Consider the following 15,629-nt stretch of genomic DNA (forward strand, 5'->3'; position numbering starts at 1 on the left):
GGATCCGGCGCGCGGGAGTCCTCGTCGCGGTGGCCTCGCTGAGCTACCTGCCGATGGCCGCGGCCGGCCTGCTCCCCGGCCCCGCGACGCCGATGCTGCCCGGCCCGGTCTCGGTCGGCGGCGCCCCGCGCGGAGCCACCCGTCCACCCGTCCCCGCACCGTCGCCCACACCCACGGGCCAGCGACCGGCTCCGGAGTCGACCGGCACCGTGGACGCGCCGCCGGCGCCGGCCGCCGCGCAACGCCCGGCCGGCAACGTGCGTGCGACGCCCCGGCGGGCCGAACCGACCCGGGTGGCGGCGCCCCCGGACGAGCGGCCGGCCAGCCCGGACCCGACCACCTCGCCGACCCCGTCGCCGGACGACCCGACGCCGCCCGCCACCCCGACACCGCCCGCACCCACCGAGCCCGGCCCCACCCTGCCCACCCTGCCCCTGCCCGGTCCGGGGGTCTCCGGATGACCCTGCCGAACCGTCGCACCGCCGGCCGCTTCGTCGTCGCGTCCCTCGCCCTGGTGGTCGGCTCGGTGCTGCTGGTCGAGGCGTACGCGAACGCCCGCTTCCGCCCCGACCACGTCCGCGGGGCCGAGGACCAGGCCAGCGTGCCCACGGAGATCCTGCGCGGCGGGCCGGTGCTCGACGCCCGGGGCGACCAACCCCGCACCTACCGGCTGCCGGCGCGGACCATCGCGCTGACCTTCGACGACGGGCCCGACCCGACCTGGACCCCCCGGGTCCTCGACGTCCTGCGCCGGCACCACGCCCCGGCCACCTTCTTCGTCATCGGGTCGCAGGTGGCCCGCCACCCGGACCTGGCCCGACGCGCCGTGGCCGAAGGCCACGAACTCGGCGTGCACACCTTCACCCACCCCGACGTGAGCCTGCTGCCCGCCTGGCGGCAACGGATGGAGTACGCACAGACCCAGATGGCGATCGTGCACGCCGCCGGAGTCCGGACGAGCCTGCTGCGCTTCCCGTACTCGTCGCTGCCCAGCGCCGTCGACGACGCCAACTGGCCGGTGATCCGGCAGGCCGCCGGGCAGGGCTACCTGACCGTGGTCAACGACCTCGACGGCGAGGACTGGGCGCGGCCCGGGGTCGACACCATCGTGCGGAACCTGACACCGCTCGGCGATGCCGGTGCCGTGGTGCTGCTGCACGACGCCGGCGGGGAGCGGTCGCAGACCCTCGCGGCCCTGGAGCGGTTCATCCCGCTGATGCGCGCCCGCGGCTACACCTTCACCACGGTCAGCGGCGGGCTGAACCGGGCCCGACCGGGGGCGGCGGCGTTCGCCGACAACGTCCCGGCGTCGACCGCGGACCGCTGGCGGGCCGCCCCGGTCTGCTGGGCCATCGGGCTGGCCGACGGGATCCTGCGCGGCCTCGCCCTGGTCTTCGTGGTGGTCGGGCTGCTCATGCTGACCCGTACGCTGCTGCTGCTCCTGCTGGCCCGTCGACTCGCCCGACGCCGGCGGGCCCAGCGCTGGCCCTGGGGTGTGACGAACGCGCCGGTCACGGTCATCGTGCCCGCCTACAACGAGCGCGCCGGCATCGTCGCCACCGTCCGGTCGCTGGTCGCCAACGACCACCCCGAGATCGAGGTGATCGTGGTCGACGACGGGTCGACCGACGGCACCGCCGACCTCGTCGACTCGCTCGGCCTGCCCGGCGTCCGGGTGGTCCGCAAGCCCAACGCCGGCAAGGCGAGCGCCCTCAACACCGGACTCCTGTACGCCTCGCACGACATCATCGTCACCGTCGACGCCGACACCGTCTTCGAGCCGGACGCGATCCGGCGGCTCGTCGAACCGTTCACCGACCCGCGGATCGGCGCGGTGGCCGGCAACGTCAAGGTCGCCAATCGGCACCGGCTGCTCGGCCAGTGGCAGCACATCGAGTACGTCATCGGCTTCAGCCTGGACCGCCGCTTCTACGAGAAGCTGGGCTGCATCCCGACCGTGCCCGGCGCGATCGGGGCGTTCCGGCGGCGCGCCCTGACCGAGGTCGGCGGGATGAGCGGCGACACCCTGGCCGAGGACACCGACGTGACCATGGCCGTCCTGCGCGCCGGCTGGCGCGTGGTGTACCAGGACCGGGCCCGCGCCTGGACGGAGGCGCCCGCCTCGGTGGGCGACCTGTGGCGGCAGCGCTACCGCTGGAGCTACGGCACCATCCAGTCGATGTGGAAGCACCGGGGCGCGATCCGCGACCGGGGCGCCGGAGCCCGGTTCGGCCGCTTCGGCCTGCCCATGCTCGCCCTGTTCGGCGTGCTGCTGCCCCTGCTCGGGCCGGTGCTGGACGTGCTCGCCGTCTACGGGCTGTTCTTCCTCGACACCACGAAGACCGCCGTGGCCTGGCTGGTCATGCTCGCCGTGCAACTGCTCACCGCGGCGGTGGCGTTCAAACTCGACCGGGAGCCGCTGCGCCCGCTGCTCACCCTGCCGATCCAGCAGTTCGCCTACCGCCAGCTGATGTACCTGGTGCTGGCCCGGTCCCTGGTCACCGCGCTGACCGGCGCCCGGCTGGGGTGGCGCCGGGTCAAGCGGGCCGGCGAGCCGGTCGAGGAGCCACCGGTGTCGCCGGGCGCCGGGGCGCGGCCGGGTCGGGACCGCTGGTTCGACACCCTGCGGGCGCTCGCGCTGGCCCGGGTCATCACGTATCACATGTTCGGCGCCGCCTGGCTGAGCTTCGTCTTCCCCGCCATGGGGGTGATGTTCGCTCTCGGCGGCTCACTGATGGCCCGCTCGCTGGACCGCACGCCGGAACGAGCGGTCAGCGGCCGACTCCGTCGCCTGCTGCCGGGGCTGTGGGCCCTGGGCCTGGTGGTGGTGCCGCTGATGCTCTGGCACGGCTGGTCCGACCGGCCCGCCTGGCCGGCGCTGCTGACCTGGGCGGTGCCGCTGGTCCAGCCGCCGGGCAGCGGCTGGGCGTCGGACGTGACCGGGGTGCTCTGGTACCTGGTGACGTACCTCTGGCTGGTGCTGCTCTCCCCCGCGATGCTGGCCCTGTATCGGCGGTGGCCGGTGTGGTCGGTGCTCGTGCCGCTGGCCGGCGTGGTGCTGCTGCAGACCGCGGCGCCCGGGTTCGACGGGCCGGTGGAGTCGGTGCTGACCGACCTCGCGACGTTCGGCGCCTGCTGGCTGGTGGGCTTCGCGCACCAGGACCGCCGGCTGCGGCGGCTCCCGCTGCCGACGCTGCTGGGCCTGGCGGTGCTCTGCCTGGGTGTAGCGGTCGGCTGGCTGGCCACCCATCCCGAGGCCGGCCGGGACCTCAACGACATCCCGGTGGCGCAGGCGTTCTGGTCGGTCGGGTTCGTGCTGGTGCTGCTGCGTGTCGCGCCGCCGATGGGCTGGCTGTCCCGGGTGCGTCCCGTCGACCGCCTGGTGACCGCGCTGAACAGCCGCGCGCTGACCATCTACCTCTGGCACAACGCCGCCATCGCGGTCTGTTTCGCCGTGGGCGACGTGCTCGGCGTCTGGCGGCTCGGCCAGGTGGGCTATCTGGCGGTGGCCCTGGTGCTGCTCACCGGCCTGGTGCTCGCCCTCGGCTGGGTCGAGGATCTCAGCGCCCGGCGGCCACCCCGGCTGCTGCCCGGAGGCCAGCCCGTGACCGGAGGGCACACGGCGACGCCACCCGTGGCGCGTCCCGCCACGGTGGAGCCCGAATCAATCCCGGTGAGGACGTGAACGCATGCGACACGCACATTCGAATCGTCATAAGCGGTTAAAAATGTCGCATACTTGACTCACGTTGGCGGGCGTACCGGGCCGGGTCCGCTCGCCCGACGGAGACGACGTCGCCGCGGGCCGGCCGCCCGCGGTGGCGCGAAGGCGGTGATTGGGGTGATCACCGCGGCCGGCACGGGTCTCGCCCTCCTACGGGCCCGTGCCGGCCACCCCAGACCCGGGCGGCCGGTGTGGCCGCCCCGAACATTCGACGCCTGGCCCCTCGCAGGTCAGAAGCGGAGCGCAGATGGCGATGTGGCACCCGCCGACCCCGGCGGAACAGGAACTGTGGAACGCGGTGGTGGCCGGGGTGCGGGCGGCCGACGAGTCGAACCTGGCCGGTGTCGACGCCGCGGTCGAGCGGCTGTCGCGGCTGCCCCACCCGTGGGCGTACCGCGTCCTCGGGGACACCGCCGGGCTGCTCATCGAGGAACTCGACCCCGACGGCCAGGACGTCTGGCCGCTGCTGGCCGCGCAACTCGACGACGGGGACCACACCCCGCCGGCGGAGCGGCGGCGCCGGGCGTCGCTGCACCCCGGCAGCCGACGGTCCGCGGAACCCGAGGCCGGCGAGCCGGAGGCGCTACGGCGCAGACTGCTGCTCGTCGCCCGGCTCGCCGAGGCCACCCAGGTCGGCGTCGGCGCGTTCCTCGACGTCGCGCTCGCGGACAACGACGCCTGGGTTCGCCGGGCGCCGTCGAACTCACTCCCGCACTGCCGCCTGGGCCAGTGAACCGGCGGCTGTGCGGGGGTGCGGTTTTCCGCACCCGGGCGGTGGGGTCGGCCCGCTGAGGTCGGCGGTCGACCTCATGGTCAGGGCCACGGTGAGTTCATAGCGTCGTCGGCATGATCCGTTGTGGGTATGCGTCGACGCAGGCCGGCCTGTTGGCCCAGGAGTCCGATCCGCCGTCCGGCGGCCTGGTCGGGTTGGTGACCGACCTGATGGAACGGCTCGGCGCCCCCGGCGCCGGTCTGGCGGTCGCGTTGGAGAATCTGTTCCCGCCGATCCCGAGTGAGGTGATCCTGCCGCTGGCGGGATTCACCGCCGGCCAGGGCAGGATGAGCCTGTTCGCCGCCATCGCCTGGACCACGATCGGTTCGGTGGTGGGCGCGGTGGCGCTCTACTACGTCGGCGTCGCGCTCGGGCGGGACCGGGTCCGCGCGGTCGCGGCGCGGCTGCCGCTGGTGAAGCTGAGCGACATCGACCGGACGGAGGCGTGGTTCGCCCGCCACGGCGGGAAGACGGTCTTCTTCGGGCGGATGATCCCGATCTTCCGTAGCCTCATCTCCATTCCGGCCGGTGTCGAACGAATGCCTCTCGCCACGTTCCTGCTCTACACCACCCTGGGCAGTCTCATCTGGAACACCGGGTTCGTGATGGCCGGCTACCTGCTCGGGGAGAACTGGCAGGCCGTCGAGGCCTACGTCGGGACGTTCCAGAAGATCGTCATCCTCGGTTGTGCGCTCGCCGTCGGGTGCTTCGTCGTCTCCCGCCTGATCACGATGCGCCGCCATGGTTACCGGTGAGCGGTAGCTAGGTTGGGTGGGCGGCCAGGCACGCGGTGCTCGTGACCGGCCGCCCACATCCCGGGACGACCCGGATCCGAGACGTCATGAGCTGTGGAGGGACGGCCCGGTGTCAGAACGTGCGGTGCGTGCTCAGCAGTCGTGGATCGGCGGTGCGACCCGGTGGGGGCGGCCGGTCGCGGGCGTGGCGGTCGGCATCCTCACCGCCGGGGCCGAGTTGCTCTTCCTGCTCCTCGCCGGGCTCGTCGTGGTCGTGGTCTCGCCGGCGCCGGCGGCCCGCCGCCGCACCGGCACCGCCATCGTCCGGTACGCCCGCCGCATCACCGAGTGGGAGCGGCGCCGCCTGCGGGTCATCGCCTCGGAACCATCCCCGCCTCCGGTCCGGGCGAGCGGAGCGCGGCTGCTCGGCTACCTCGCCGCCCGCCTCCTACCGGCGGCGCTCGGCCTGCTCACCGCCGGCCTGCTCGTGGTCGGCGCCGCGCTCGCCGCCATCGTGGTGCGCTCCCTCGTCGCGGGCACCATGACGGTGGCCGGCTTCCTGCTGCAGGGGCTCATCGGGGCGGCCCTGCTGCTGGTGAACCTGCAGGCGATGGCCAGCGTGGCCACGCTGGACCGGTGGCTGGCCCGCAGCCTGCTCGACATCCACAGCCGCGGGGCGCTGCACCGGCGGATCAGCGAACTGACCGTGAGCCGGGCCGGCGTCCTCGCCGCGGTCGACGCCGAACGCCAGCGCATCGAACGCGACCTCCACGACGGGCTGCAGCAACACCTCGTCGCGCTCGGTTTGGTGCTCGGCCGGGCGCGACGCAGCCGCGACCCCGACAGGACGCGGGAACTCCTCGCGCAGGCCCACGAGGACGCCCAACGTGCCGTCGACGAACTGCGGGACGTGGCCTGGCGGGTGTATCCCTCGGCACTCGACCACACCACCCTGGACGAGGTGCTGAGCATGGTGGCGCGACCGTCGCCCATTCCGGTCAGAATCAGCTACGACGTACCGGTCCGGCCGGCCCGACCGATCGAAACCGTGCTCTACTTCGTCGCCTGCGAAGCGATCACCAACACCGCCAAACACGCCCGAGCCACCCAGGTCACGATCGAGATCGAGACGCGGGACGCGGGGATCGAGATGCGCGTACGCGACGACGGCGTCGGCGGCGCCGACCCGCAGGGCAGCGGCCTGCAGGGTCTCGCCCGCCGGGTCACCGCGCTGGACGGACAGTTCGACCTGCACAGCCCACCCGGCGGCCCGACGACGATCCGGGCGGTGCTGCCGTGCGCATAGTCCTCGCCGAAGACTCCACCCTGCTCCGCGAGGGGCTGGTCCGCCTCCTGGCCGACGAGGGACACGAGGTGGTCGCCGCCGCCGCGGACGCCGAGCAGCTCGTCACCGCCGTCGAGCGGCACCGCCCCGACGTCGTCGTCACCGACGTCCGCATGCCGCCCACCAACACCGACGACGGGCTACGGGCCGCGCTGGAGATCCGCCGCCGCTGGCCCGACATCGCCGTGCTGGTCCTCTCCCAGTACGTCGAGAAGCGGTACGCCGCGAAGCTCCTCGCCGACCGGTCGGAAGGTGTCGGTTACGTCCTGAAGGACCGGGTCGCCCAGGTCGAGGACTTCCTCGACGCGCTCGACCGCGTCGCCGTCGGCTCCACGGCGCTCGACCCCGAGGTCGTCCGGCAGCTCATGTCCGCCACCAGCCACACCGATCCGCTCAACCGCCTCACTCCGCGGGAACGCGACGTGCTGCACCACATGGCTCAGGGGCACACCAACGCCGCCGTCGCCGAGCGCCTGCACGTGTCACAGAGCGCGGTCGAGAAGCACGTCAACACCATCTTCGACAAGCTCGACCTCGGCCATGCCACCGGCTACAGCCGCCGGGTCCTGGCGATCCTGCGATACCTCGGCTCCTAGCGCACCCACCGCCTCGGAAGGAGGATGGGCACACCCGCCCGGACCAGGAATGACCACCTCATGGGACCCCACAGCGACAGGCGTGCTCCGACTGCCCTCCGGCCGCCTTGTCCGCGGCCGGGCACTCAGCCGCCCGCTCCCGCCGGGCGTGCCGCCCACCTTCGCGCTCTACCTCCTCGGCCGCCCGCCGGCCCCGGTGGCGTGGGAGCACCGCTGGCTGCGCTGGCCCGACTTCCGGCTGCCGTCCGACCGTGCGGCGACCGCCGCCGCGTTGCGCGAGGCATGGGTTCGCGCCGAGAACGAACGCGTCGAGATCGCCTGCGGCGGTGGAAAGGGGCGCACCGGCACCGCCCTGGCCTGCCTCGCGGTCATCGACGGGGTGCCCAACGACCAGGCGGTCGCCTATGTCCGGCAGCACTACGCCCCGCACGCCGTCGAGACCCCCTGGCAACGCCGTTTCGTCGCCCGGTTCCGCTAGCCGGGGCCTGACGGCTCTCGGTGCCACCGCCGTCGACGTCGGCCAGGGCGATGTGTGGTCGAAAATCGTTTGAGCCGTCCTTCCGCGGTCCCGTAGGTTGCCCGCAGCCCCCATCCCTGTGAGGACAGAGGACACAACCGCGTGACCCCGCCTGCTCTTTAGACCTGACACCTTCTTCCGCTCACCCGTAGCCGACGTTCCCGTCGGCTACGCCGGGCTGCCCAGGCGCGTCCGGTCATACAGCGTTTCGAGGCCGCGTGACCGGCCTCGTGTCAGGTCTTCAGAGAGAGCTCATGTCTTCACAACCTCATATCGTGCTGCCCTGGGTCGTTCGTCGGACCAGGCTGCCTCTCCTGTCGTTGCGGTGCGTGGACTGCCGGTCGGAGTCGGCCACCACCGGCGAGGGCAGGTTCCGCGTCAATGCCAACCGCAAGCTGCTGGACGTGTGGCTGCTGGTCCGCTGCGTGTCCTGCGACCGGACGAGCAAGCTCACCGTGCACGAGCGAGCGCCGGTCAGCTCCCTCGATCCGGTCGAGTTGCACGGCTACGGCGTCAACGATCCGGAACTGGTGGCGTCCACGTTGCTGGATCCGTTGCTCGCCCGGCGCGGCCACTTCACTCTCGACTGGACGGGGGCCTGGCGGCTGGACACCCCGTCGGCATGCCTCGACGGGGCGTGGCCGGTCCGGGTGGAGGTCGCCTTCGAGGACCCGGTACCGGTGCGCCCGGACCGGCTCATCGCGCAGGGGCTCGGCCTCAGCAGGCCCGAGGTGCTGCGCCGGATCAAGTGCGGCATTTCCCTGCGTCGTCCGACGAGCGCCGGATTCGCCTTCACCGTGATGGCCGAGGACTAGCGCGGGCGTGGCCGGGCGGGCCTGCCTTGACCCGCCCGGCCACACGGAAGCCCGGTTACACCAAAAGCGTCATTATGGTGTAGTCGGTTTCGTGCCCTTTGTCCGCACCGTTTATTGGATTGACGTAACCGGTAATCCGTTAATACGGGCCGTGGTGACGAGGAAAGGACTGGACGGGGTGACGCCCAGGCTTGTAACTTGCAGCTGCCCGTGACACCGCCCGAGGAGGTGAGACCCATGAACGATGCATCGATGTGGGTGCTCCCCCTCCCGTCACGGCCGGGCGATTGACGTAGGTGTCGCCGGGAGCGCCGCGCCGACAAGGCACTCCCGAAAGGCAACACCTATGCACCCTCTGCACTTCACCGCCGAGCCGTCGTCGACCGGCGCGCCCCTCATGTACGACGTGATCATTGCCGGGTGCGGGCCGACCGGTGCGATGCTGGCCGCCGAGCTGCGGCTGCACGATGTGCGGGTACTCGTCCTGGAGAAGGACACCGAGCCCGCGTCGTTCGTCCGCATCGTCGGGCTGCACATCCGCACTATCGAGCTGATGGCGATGCGCGGGCTCCTGGAGCGCATTCTCGAACACGGAAGACGGCGTCCGGCCGCCGGCTTCTTCGCCGCCATCGACAAACCCGCGCCCGCGGGCCTGGATTCCCCGTACGCCTACCTGCTGGGGATCCCGCAGCCGGTCATCGTCCACCTGCTCGAAGAACATGCGACCGCACTGGGTGCGCAGGTCCGGCACGGTTGTGGGGTGGCCGGTTTCGCGCAGGACGACGACGGTGTGACCGTCGAGCTGGCCGACGGAGAACGCCTGCGGTCGCGCTATCTCGTCGGCTGCGACGGCGGGCGCAGCACGGTGCGCAAACTGCTCGGCGTCGGCTTCCCCGGCGAGCCCTCGCGGACCGAGACGCTGATGGGCGAGATGGAAGTGGGCGTGCCGCGGGAGGAGATCGCCGCCAAGGTGGCCGAGATCCGCGAGACCGACAAGCGATTCAGCCTCGGACCCTTCGGTGAGCGGGTCTATCGCGTCGTAATCCCCGCCGATGGAGTCAGCGACCGCGCGGAACCGCCCACTCTCGAGGACTTCAAGCAACAGCTGCGCACCATCGCCGGCACCGATTTCGGCGTGCACTCCCCGCGCTGGTTGTCCCGCTTCGGCGATGCCACACGGCTGGCCGAACGCTATCGGGTCGGGCGGGTGCTGCTGGCCGGCGACGCGGCACACATCCACCCACCCATCGGCGGACAGGGCCTCAACCTGGGCGTTCAGGACGCGTTCAACCTCGGCTGGAAACTGGCCGCGCAGATCCGCGGCTGGGCCCCGGAAACGCTGCTGGACACCTACCAGGCCGAACGTCATCCGGTCGCCGAGGACGTGCTGGACAACACCCGCGCCCAGATGGAACTGCTGTCCACCGGACCGGGCCCGCAGGCCGTGCGCAGGCTGCTCACCGAACTGATGGACTTCGACGAGGTGAACCGCCATCTGATCGAGAAGATCACCGCGCTCGGCGTCCGCTACGACTTCGGCGCGGGCCCCGACCTGCTCGGCCGGCGCCTGCGCGACATCGACGTGAAACAGGGCAACCTCTACGGTCTGCTGTATCGCGGCCGGGGCCTGCTGCTGGACCGCACCGAACGCCTGACCGTCGGCGGCTGGTCGGACCGGGTCGATTACCTCGGGGATCCCACCGCGGGACTGGATGTTCCGTGCCTCCTGCTACGCCCCGACGGCCACGTCGCCTGGATCGGCGACGATCAGCAGGACCTGGACGTGCACCTCTCCCGCTGGTTCGGCAAGCCCAACTGACGGCGTTCTCGCCGGATCCACCGCCCGCCGGCATGGCCACTTCCGCCAGGCCGGCGGGCGGTATGCCGGCGCCGACCGACCCTGGTGATGAGTTGTCGCGCCCGCACCCGTCACACCTAGGACGGGACACGACGAGGCGGAAGGATGACGTGATGAGTGCGGACACGCGGCTGAAGGAGCTGGGCGTGAGCGGGCTGGGCGAGGTCGACGAGCCGACGTTCTCGGGGCTGGCGGAGCGGCACCGGCGGGAGCTGCACGTGCACTGCTACCGGATGCTCGGGTCGTTCGAGGACGCCGAGGACACCGTGCAGGAGACGTTCCTCCGTGCCTGGCGGCGGCGGGAGACCTTCGAGGGGCGGTCGACGTTCCGGGCCTGGCTGTACCGGATCGCCACCAACGCCTGCCTGGACCTGCTCGCCAAGTGCCGACCGGAGCCTGCGACCGGCGGCGAGGTGCGGTGGCTTCAGCCCTACCCGGACCGGCTGCTCGACGAACTGCCCGCGGCCGACGCGGACGAGCCGGAGACCGTCGCCGTCGCGCGGGAGACGATCGAGCTGGCGTACCTGGTCGCGGTCCAGCACCTCGCGCCACGCCCGCGGGCCGTGCTGATCCTGCGGGACGTGCTCGGCTGGCCGGCGAAGGACGTCGCGGAGCTCCTCGGGGACTCCGTCAACTCCGTGAACAGCGCCCTGCAGCGGGCCCGCGCCGGCATGCGGGAGCACCTGCCCGCCGAGCGGCAGGACTGGACCGGCGGCGCGGAGGACGCCGGGACCCGCGAGCTGGTACGCCGCTTCACCGACGCGAGCGTGGCCACGGACATCGACGTGCTCGCTGCCATGCTGCGCGACGACGTCCGCTGCTCGATGCCGCCCACGCCGGGCCTGTACGTCGGCCGCGACGCGGTGGTGAACAACTGGGTCGACGACGGCTTCGAGGGCATGACGGGTCTGCGCGCCGTCCCCACCTCCGTGAACCGGCAGCCCGCCGTCGCCTTCTACCACTGGCGGGAGCGGGAGGGCGCGTACCTGCCGCTGACGATCGACGTCCTGCGCATCACCGGCGGGGCGATCACCGAGATCATCATCTTCCACGACGACCAGTTCCCGCGGCTCGGGCTGCCGGAGCGCCTGCCGGCGGACGGCACGGAATAGTCCGGTGTGGACGCTCGCGCTGCGCGGTGGGGCGCGTGTCGCGGTGGTCGCGGCGGAGTGGTGCGACGCGTTCGCCGTCGTCACCCGCGGGCGGGTGCAACTGGAGCTGCGCGACGGCGAGCCCGGGCCGGTCCTCGGACGCGACGCCGGGTTCTGGCTCCGCGGCACCGGCGTCCGCGCCCTGCGGAACCCCGGCCGCCGCACGGCCAGGGTGCGCATCGTCACCCCCAGGGGCCAGGACCGTCACATGCCAGTCGACACACCCCGTACCCCAGCTACCGAACCATGGAGGAACGACATGAACATCAGGAATGACACCGGGGTCGTCGCAGGCCCGGCATCGGGCCCCCACCGACTCCGCGGGCTCGCCGTCACCGGCTTGATCGCCACGCTCGCAGCGATGGTGGCCACCACCCTCGCCGCTGCGCTCGCCCGGGCCGTTGGCGTCGACTTCGAGATCCCCGATGGTGGCGAGACGATCCCGTTGTCCGGGTTCGCCGTGGTGACCGGCTTCTTCTCGGTCGTGGGCATCGTCATTGCCGTCGCTCTCCTTCGGTGGAGCGCTCGCCCCGCCGAGCGATTCACGTGGACGGCAGTGGCGCTGACCGCGATCTCGTTGGTCCCGCCCCTCCTCTCCGGGGCAGACACCGCCACCACCACCGCCCTCCTCGGGCTGCACCTCGTCCCCGCGGCGGTGATGATCCCCACCCTGGCGCGGAGCCTGCGCACCCGGACCGATTGACGATCAACCGCTGGAAAGGCTCAGTGCTTCGTCCGGGTGAGGAAGAACTCCCGGACGTCCTCGGCTAGCAGCTCCGGCACCTCCATCGCGGCGAAGTGGCCCCCACGGTCGAACTCCGACCAGTGCCTGATGTCGTACAGCCGCTCGGCCAGCGGTCGCACCGACTGCGTGATGTCGTGCGCGAAGACCGCCACGCCGAGCGGCACCGGGCACGGCTCGGTCCGCCGCGGGGCGTCGTGGTGCAGCCGCGCCGAGGAGGCCGCGGTGGCGGTCAGCCAGTACAGCGAGATGTCGGTGAGCATCCGGTCGTCGCTGATCGGCGAGAGAGGGTCGGTCCACTGCGCGAAGCGCTCGGCGATCCAGGCCAGCTGGCCGACCGGCGAGTCGGTCAGCGCGTAGCCGATCGTCTGCGGCGTGGCGGCCTGCAGCGCCTGGTACGGCGGACGGTTCGCCATCAGCTGACGGACCTTGTCCAGCCGGGCCTCGTCGGTCTCGGACAGCTCGATGTCGGCGTCGGGAACCGGCCGGGTCGGCAGGTAGTTGACGTGCACCCCGACGACCTGCTCGGGCGCCACCGCGCCGAGCGCCGTGGAGATGCCCGAGCCGAAGTCGCCGCCCTGCGCGCCGTAGCGCTCGTAGCCGAGCCGGCGCATCAGCTCCGCCCAGGCCCGGGCGATCCGGACGATGTCCCAGCCGCGTTCGTGCGTCGGCCCGGAGAAGCCGTAGCCCGGGATGGACGGGATCACCAGGTGGAAGTCGCGCGACAGCGGCTCGATCACGTCGAGGAACTCCAGGAACGAACCGGGCCAGCCGTGGGTGAGGATCAGCGCGAGCGCGTCCGGTTTCGCGGACCGGACGTGGACGAAGTGGATGTTCTGGCCGTCGATCTCGGTGGTGAAGTGCGGAAGCTCGTTGAGCCTGGCCTCGTGCTCGCGCCAGTCGTAGCCGGTGCGCCAGTATTCGGCCAGCTCCTTGAGGCGCGCCAGCGGGAAGCCGTAGTCCCACCCGGCGTCGGCGACCTCGTTGGGCCAACGGGTGCGGGCGAGCCGGTCGGTCAGGTCGTCGAGGTCGGCCTGGGGGATGTCGATGCGGAACGGCTTGATCATGATCTCGACTCCACGGGATTCATTTGCCGCCCGAATGTTAGGGCGACCAACGTTTGGTGCCCGAACGATACCACAATCGTTGGTGCGCCCAACGATTAGCTAGACTCGTCACATGGAGAGCCCCGCCGAGAAGACGCCCGCCAGGTGGGAGAGCCTGCCCAGCTGGCTGCTCACCCAGACCGCCAACCACGCGCACCGCCTCGTGGCCGGGGGTTTCTCGTCCGTCGGCGCCCGCGGCTACCACTACCGCCTGCTGGCGACGCTGGAGCAGTTCGGTCCGGCCAGCCAGGCGGCGCTGGGCCGCCGCAGCGGTATCCACGTCAGCGACATGGTCGCGACGATCAACGAACTCGCCGATCGCCACCTGGTCGAGCGCGCCCCGGATCCCGCCGACCGGCGACGCAACATCATCTCGCTGACGGCCGCGGGCGAGCGGCAGCTGCGCCGGCTGGAGCAGCAGCTGGCCGAGAGCCAGGACGAACTGCTGGCGCCGCTGTCACCGGAGGAGCGGCAGCGGTTGACCGAGCTGCTGTCCCGGCTGTTGGACCACCACAACCGGTGAGCCGGCACCCCCGAGGAGTCCTGGGCCTGACGGGCCCAGGTGTGCACTGCCGGATGGGGCTCTTGCCCGCCGCGCGCCGCCGGGCCGCGCTGCTCGACGCTGAGGCGACGCGGAGCCGACGCCGACGCGGATCAGCCGCCGTTCGGGGGACCACCGGCTCGGGGGTGGTGGTCCCGCGACGGCGGCCGGATCAGCGGCGCCGCCAGGGCCACCACGAGCGGCGGCGCGGCGGGGCCGGGACGGTCGGCGGGTCCACCGTCACGGCAGCCCGCTCGGCCGCGGCCCGCTTCCGGGCGGCCCGCCAGTCGCGGACCACGTCGTCGGCGTTGACCGGGCGGACCACCACACGCGGGCCGGTGGGGGTGCGCAGCCAGGCCACCACCTCGGCGTTCAGGGCGGCCACGTACGCCCGCACCGACTCCTCGGTGGGCAGGTCGCGCACCTCGTCGGGGAGTTTCTCGATCCGGCGGCGCAGTTGCAGCGGCGTCGGCAGGAGCAGGTCGCCGGGGAGCTGTTCGCGCTCCAGGAAGCTCCGGATCCACCAGCCCTCGTCGTAGGGCAGGTCCCGGCCGGGGATCGGCTTTCCGGCCCCGGGCAGGTTGTCGAACTCGCCGCGCTCCTGGGCCGAGCGGATCTGCGCCTCGACCGCGGCCTCCCAGCCTGTCGTCACCCGCCGTCACCTCCCGTACCCACCGTATCCGCCGGTCACCGACCTGGTTCAGCGCCGGCCGGGCCCGAGCTGTTCCCGCCCGGCGCTCCGCGGCGGCGCCGCGTACATTCCTGGTGGGCCGGCGGGCGGCCCGTACCCCCGGGCGGAGGGACCATCGGCGTGCGCGACTGGCTCATCGGCCTCGGGATCGCGGTGGCCTGCCTGCTCGCCAGCTGGGCGCTGCTGGTGCTGCTGGCCCGGCGGCTGCCGCCGGGCATCCTGCGCGACCTCGCCGCCTTCATCCCGGACTGCCTGACCACCGTGCGCCGGCTGCGCCGCGACCCCCGGGTGCCGCGCCGGGCCAAGGTCGCGATCGTGTTCGCCGGGCTCTGGTTGGCCAGCCCGATCGACCTGATCCCGGAGTTCCTGCCGGTCATCGGCCCGCTCGACGACATCGTGGTGGTGGCGCTGGCGCTGCGCTACGCCGGCCGGCAGGTGCCCCGGCAGGTGCTTCTCGACGCCTGGCCGGGCGAGCCCCGGCTGCTGCTGCGCCTGCTCGGCCCGGCGCCGGCGGCCGACCCGGACACCGAGGAGCCCGAGCGCTGAACACCCCGCCGGCTCCGGACGGCGGGGATCAGGGCCGGTGGCGGACGTGCCGGTGACCGTCGCGCGGGAACGGCGGCCGGGCCGGCAGCACCTCCGCGAAGGCGTATCCGCTCTTCTCCGCCACCCGGCAGGAGGCCGGGTTGTCCACCTGGTGCAGCAGCTCCAGGCGGGTCAGGCCACCCGCGGCGAACCGGGCGAACGCCCAGCCGGTGACGGCCGCCACGGCCCGCGGCGCGACCCCGCGGCCCCGAGCCGGCGCGGCCGTCCAGTAGCCCACCTCGGCGGCCGGCCGCCCGGGGGTGACCTCCTTGAGCACCACGTTGGCCACCAGCCGCTCCCCCTCGTCCGTGGGCTCCAGCACCGCGAAGCTGAACCGGCGGTCGGCCGCCCAGCCCTGCCGGCTGCGGCGCAGGAAGGCCCGCGCCTCGGCCCGGGTGGTCACCGGCAGCCGGGTCCAGGAGCGCAGGACCGGGTCCCGGTACGCGGCCAGC

15 protein-coding genes and 1 pseudogene are annotated in these 15,629 nt (G+C 72.6%); 13 read left to right on the forward strand and 3 right to left on the reverse strand.

The features are described from left to right. From ACW0Q9_RS21090 to ACW0Q9_RS21140, 11 genes and pseudogenes are all read left to right on the forward strand, one after another. A pseudogene (locus tag ACW0Q9_RS21090) lies at positions 1-461 on the forward strand (hypothetical protein); the annotation flags it as partial. Next, positions 458-3,685, forward strand: coding sequence for a glycosyltransferase (locus ACW0Q9_RS21095; protein ID WP_456183882.1), 3,228 nt, complete (start codon positions 458-460; stop codon positions 3,683-3,685). The pseudogene ACW0Q9_RS21090 and the gene ACW0Q9_RS21095, both read left to right, overlap by 4 nt. A gap of 286 nt (positions 3,686-3,971) precedes the next feature. Beyond that, positions 3,972-4,457 (forward strand): hypothetical protein, encoded by a 486-nt coding sequence (locus ACW0Q9_RS21100; protein WP_456183884.1) that lies wholly within the window; start codon positions 3,972-3,974, stop codon positions 4,455-4,457. Between the two features lie 113 nt (positions 4,458-4,570). Then, positions 4,571-5,251, forward strand: coding sequence for a DedA family protein (locus ACW0Q9_RS21105; RefSeq protein ID WP_456183886.1), 681 nt, complete (start codon positions 4,571-4,573; stop codon positions 5,249-5,251). A 109-nt stretch (positions 5,252-5,360) separates the two neighbouring features. After that, positions 5,361-6,536, forward strand: a complete 1,176-nt coding sequence (locus tag ACW0Q9_RS21110; RefSeq protein WP_456183888.1) for a sensor histidine kinase — start codon at positions 5,361-5,363, stop codon at positions 6,534-6,536. Continuing rightward, positions 6,527-7,171: a response regulator gene (locus ACW0Q9_RS21115; protein WP_456183890.1), complete on the forward strand. Its 645-nt coding sequence runs from the start codon at positions 6,527-6,529 to the stop codon at positions 7,169-7,171. Before ACW0Q9_RS21110 ends, ACW0Q9_RS21115 begins: the two co-directional genes overlap by 10 nt. Positions 7,172-7,220: 49 nt before the next feature. Continuing rightward, positions 7,221-7,649, forward strand: a complete 429-nt coding sequence (locus ACW0Q9_RS21120; RefSeq protein ID WP_456183892.1) for a protein-tyrosine phosphatase family protein — start codon at positions 7,221-7,223, stop codon at positions 7,647-7,649. A gap of 368 nt (positions 7,650-8,017) precedes the next feature. Beyond that, the gene (locus ACW0Q9_RS21125; protein WP_456183894.1) at positions 8,018-8,503 is read left to right on the forward strand and encodes a DUF1062 domain-containing protein; all 486 of its coding nucleotides are present in this window, start codon (positions 8,018-8,020) and stop codon (positions 8,501-8,503) included. Positions 8,504-8,900: 397 nt separating this feature from the next. Then, a complete protein-coding gene (gene rox / locus ACW0Q9_RS21130) occupies positions 8,901-10,322 on the forward strand; it encodes a rifampin monooxygenase (protein WP_456183910.1) in 1,422 nt (473 codons plus the stop codon). Positions 10,323-10,474: 152 nt separating this feature from the next. Further along, positions 10,475-11,473, forward strand: a complete 999-nt coding sequence (locus ACW0Q9_RS21135; protein WP_456183896.1) for an RNA polymerase subunit sigma-70 — start codon at positions 10,475-10,477, stop codon at positions 11,471-11,473. Between the two features lie 4 nt (positions 11,474-11,477). Beyond that, entirely contained in the window at positions 11,478-12,215 is a 738-nt protein-coding gene (locus ACW0Q9_RS21140; RefSeq protein ID WP_456183898.1) for a DUF6069 family protein, read from the forward strand. A 20-nt stretch (positions 12,216-12,235) separates the two neighbouring features. Here the strand turns inward: ACW0Q9_RS21140 and ACW0Q9_RS21145 are convergent, their stop codons facing one another. After that, the gene (locus tag ACW0Q9_RS21145; protein WP_456183900.1) at positions 12,236-13,321 is read right to left on the reverse strand and encodes an epoxide hydrolase family protein; all 1,086 of its coding nucleotides are present in this window, start codon (positions 13,319-13,321) and stop codon (positions 12,236-12,238) included. Between the two features lie 112 nt (positions 13,322-13,433). On the opposite strand from ACW0Q9_RS21145, the gene ACW0Q9_RS21150 reads away from it, so the two are divergent. Then, positions 13,434-13,883 carry a MarR family winged helix-turn-helix transcriptional regulator gene (locus ACW0Q9_RS21150; protein ID WP_456183902.1) on the forward strand — a complete coding sequence of 150 codons (450 nt, stop codon included), beginning with the start codon at positions 13,434-13,436 and terminating at the stop codon, positions 13,881-13,883. Between the two features lie 190 nt (positions 13,884-14,073). Here ACW0Q9_RS21150 and ACW0Q9_RS21155 read toward each other — a convergent pair whose 3' ends face one another. After that, on the reverse strand, positions 14,074-14,553 hold the full coding sequence (locus ACW0Q9_RS21155) for a DnaJ family domain-containing protein (RefSeq protein ID WP_456183904.1): 480 nt from the start codon (positions 14,551-14,553) through the stop codon (positions 14,074-14,076). Between the two features lie 159 nt (positions 14,554-14,712). On the opposite strand from ACW0Q9_RS21155, the gene ACW0Q9_RS21160 reads away from it, so the two are divergent. Further along, a complete protein-coding gene (locus ACW0Q9_RS21160) occupies positions 14,713-15,138 on the forward strand; it encodes a YkvA family protein (RefSeq protein WP_456183906.1) in 426 nt (141 codons plus the stop codon). Between the two features lie 28 nt (positions 15,139-15,166). On the opposite strand, the gene ACW0Q9_RS21165 is transcribed toward ACW0Q9_RS21160, so the two are convergent. Then, positions 15,167-15,628 (reverse strand): GNAT family N-acetyltransferase, encoded by a 462-nt coding sequence (locus tag ACW0Q9_RS21165; RefSeq protein ID WP_456183908.1) that lies wholly within the window; start codon positions 15,626-15,628, stop codon positions 15,167-15,169. Position 15,629 lies beyond the last annotated feature (1 nt).

This window comes from Micromonospora sp. I033 (assembly GCF_053890995.1).

Excerpts from the sequence above, each read along its gene's own strand:
- ACW0Q9_RS21150 (WP_456183902.1), top strand. The coding sequence starts at position 13,434 with ATGGAGAGCCCCGCCGAGAAGACGCCCGCCAGGTGGGAGAGCCTGCCC.
- rox (WP_456183910.1), top strand. The coding sequence starts at position 8,901 with ATGTACGACGTGATCATTGCCGGGTGCGGGCCGACCGGTGCGATGCTG.
- ACW0Q9_RS21135 (WP_456183896.1), top strand. The coding sequence starts at position 10,475 with ATGAGTGCGGACACGCGGCTGAAGGAGCTGGGCGTGAGCGGGCTGGGC.
- ACW0Q9_RS21095 (WP_456183882.1), top strand. The coding sequence starts at position 458 with ATGACCCTGCCGAACCGTCGCACCGCCGGCCGCTTCGTCGTCGCGTCC.
- ACW0Q9_RS21145 (WP_456183900.1), bottom strand. The coding sequence starts at position 13,321 with ATGATCAAGCCGTTCCGCATCGACATCCCCCAGGCCGACCTCGACGAC.
- ACW0Q9_RS21105 (WP_456183886.1), top strand. The coding sequence starts at position 4,571 with ATGATCCGTTGTGGGTATGCGTCGACGCAGGCCGGCCTGTTGGCCCAG.
- ACW0Q9_RS21120 (WP_456183892.1), top strand. The coding sequence starts at position 7,221 with ATGACCACCTCATGGGACCCCACAGCGACAGGCGTGCTCCGACTGCCC.
- ACW0Q9_RS21100 (WP_456183884.1), top strand. The coding sequence starts at position 3,972 with ATGGCGATGTGGCACCCGCCGACCCCGGCGGAACAGGAACTGTGGAAC.